Origin of the sequence: Algoriphagus sp. (genome assembly GCF_024642405.1) — a bacterium.
In the GTDB taxonomy this organism is placed as follows: Bacteria; Bacteroidota; Bacteroidia; order Cytophagales; family Cyclobacteriaceae; genus Algoriphagus.
In genome coordinates this window covers 1-2,819 of the sequence record NZ_JAHEBC010000444.1, presented here as the reverse complement: position 1 = coordinate 2,819, position 2,819 = coordinate 1, and the positions used below count along the sequence as shown (strand labels likewise).

Sequence of the window (2,819 nt, the reverse complement as noted above, 5' to 3'; positions counted from 1 at the left end):
GATGCAACTGACTGGAAAACTATGCCTTCAGGAATTGATGGAAAAGTTATGATTTCGCAATATGAATGAAATCATAATTAGACTCTACTCACAATTTTAGAATTTCTCAAAACTGTAACCCTTTTCCATTAAATCAGCAATTAGAGAATCTAAGTTGAAATACAATTTATCTGTTCTCTCAGGGGAAGTGCCAGGATGAATCAAGAGATGAAACCCATTCATTCCATTTGCAGATTCGTAGGTGTAAATACTTTCAAGAATCTCATTCGATCCAAGATAATTACTCATTTCGGGAGTTGTATAATCTGCATTAGATCGTGTTCCTGGACTAAAGTTGATTGTTTCTTGCCCTAACTCTCGAGCTATTTCTACTACCTTTTGATTATACCATTCATAGGGAGGTAAAAAAAGACTCGGTTCTAATCCCAGCTTCCGAAGCTCAATTAGGTTATCAGAAATATCCTTCTTAATCACCTCTCGAGAATGGAGTAAACTGTCTCGATTTTCCCAGGCATTATATAACAAATGCTTATCCGAATGTGCCCCTATAAAGTGTCCTTCTGCTACCATTCGCTGAATCAAATCAGAATGCTTCCTTACAAAATCTCCAGTAAGGAAAAATGACCCTTTAATATTTTTCTTTTCTAAAACAGAAAGCACATGCTCAAATCCTTCATAAAAATCATGCCCTGAGAACATCAAATAGATACTTTGTTGGCTTTGGTCAGATCGGATCAAAGCACCTTGATTATCGTATTTTTTTTGAGCTAAAAGATTCAAAGAACCAGCTAATGACAAAAGCAATAGGAACAATACCTTAATCATTATTTAAATAAGTGAGGATCATTAAAAGTTCGGCAGAACCATCTAAAGTTGGTTCATTGGTACTATAGTCCATCCAATCATCCATATACTTTATATGTTTTGGCTGCAAATGCGCATATTCATCAGGTTCCGACAATTCTATTCCCAACATGTTTTCATGTATCGTAGACCAAATGGGGCCATCCACTAAGCTTCCCTTAATTGAGACATTTAAAAGTCTCCAAAATGGCATATGTACATCCAAAGGAAAATCAGCATTTTCAGGTAAACCTGTTATCATACTGGTATTCCATGGATTAAGACCAAGTAGCCAATTCATGTGATTAATTAAAAGAGGTCTATATTTCTTGGACCCCGTCATTTCTTCATAGAGCATGGCTTGAGTAGAAACAGCTGCAGCCAAATTATTTGAACACCAAATAAATAAGTGACCAACACCGTAAGGATTCCGATCTGCTCTTTTTTGAATTTGTTCCAGATTATGCTCAAAATACTCAACCATTCTGTTTTTATCTTCCTCCTTCCCAACTTGCCAAAGTGCATAATGGCCCATATTCAAAAATGGATACATTTCATAATGGCTTGCAGAATCACGTTCCATCCACGACCACTCTTTTATCATTGAGGCATATCGTCTCGCATCTTCTAAATATTCTTTTTCTTTATTTATTTTAAATAGCTCAGCAGCAGCCCATTCCATATCATCAGCCCAAGTATTTTCTTCATAGCGATAAGGAGCGCTAAAACTATTTCCTTGCTGATAGCCTTCCTGTTTTTTACCCATCAAATAAAGTTCAGCAGCTGCTTTTAAACATCTCTCAGCAAAGGAATGATACTCTTCAAAACAAATAAATACCTGATATCCCAAAGCCAAAGTTGCAGCAGAACGTCCAGCTAAATTCCCAATTCCAGTGGCTTCACTTTTATATTTTGAAAGTCCCTGTGGCTTGCCTGTGGCAAAATAAACGGGTCTAAAATTATTAGGCCCCCAGCCGTAATCTGCATTATCCTCATGAGGAAGTTTAAAACCTCTATGATCTCTATCATCAGCTACTTGGTGGAAAAGTTCATTTGGACTTGGGTGTAGTTTTAAAATCCATTCTAATCCCCATTTAGCTTCATCCAGGATATCCGGCAATCCGTTCCTCTCCTCCAAACCCTGATCATTGACTTGATCCGTAAAACCTTCTGGTTTCATCTGAAAAGTCATCAACAATCTTGCTGTAGTATTACTGCTGGTAATCAAATATTTTAATTGGTCCCCTGCATCATGCCAGCCTCCTCTAGCATCTATTTTCGTGGAGTCTGACAATAACCCAAAAAAGCTAAGTCCGTCATCTTGATGACAATATTCTTCAATGAATGGATTAAAGCCACATCGCTGAGTTCGAATAAAAGAAACCACATCCTCTTGCCAAGCAGGATATGCACCAATTGAAAAAACACTACTTCTTATTGAAGAATTTGGAATTTCTAAAAAATATTCGCCCTCTAATTTCCAATCAGAGAAATCAATCTCATAGTAAAATGGAAATGGTTCCCATGATTCTTTTAGTAATTTCCCTTCGTACCTTTTTATAAGATCTCCATCTTTATTTCTAAGGAAAAGCCCTACATCTACCAATTCAGATTTGCTTAAAATCAAAGCCTTTTTGGGCATCTCGACAGGGTACCCTGCTAGGTTGACTCTAATTTCTGTATTTGATTCTGCTTTTAGAAGAGAAGAAAATAGCGATAAGGATAGCGTTAGGATTATGCTGAAAAATCGAGTAGGAATCATGTTCAGACCTTAAGGGTGGATTATTTGTTTGGTAAGTTCATAAAAATAAAAGTGCGCTTGATTTAAGAATTTTGAAGAAATTAAATTTTTAAACTCTGACTTAAAATACTATTAACTAAAAATAACATAATTAGTACCGAAAATACCTTTTTGTGACTTTTCAAACCTATTCATCTATAAAACTTGAAAAGCTAAAGCTATCTTGTTTAGCACA

The 2,819-nt window shown here is 36.0% G+C and carries 2 protein-coding genes; both read right to left on the bottom strand.

The features are described from left to right. Positions 1 to 96: 96 nt before the first annotated feature. On the bottom strand, positions 97 to 825 hold the full coding sequence (locus Q0L68_RS19110) for a polysaccharide deacetylase family protein (RefSeq protein ID WP_296705846.1): 729 nt from the start codon (positions 823 to 825) through the stop codon (positions 97 to 99). Further along, entirely contained in the window at positions 818 to 2,605 is a 1,788-nt protein-coding gene (locus Q0L68_RS19105) for a glycoside hydrolase family 9 protein (RefSeq protein ID WP_296705845.1), read from the bottom strand. Before Q0L68_RS19105 ends, Q0L68_RS19110 begins: the two co-directional genes overlap by 8 nt. Positions 2,606 to 2,819 lie beyond the last annotated feature (214 nt).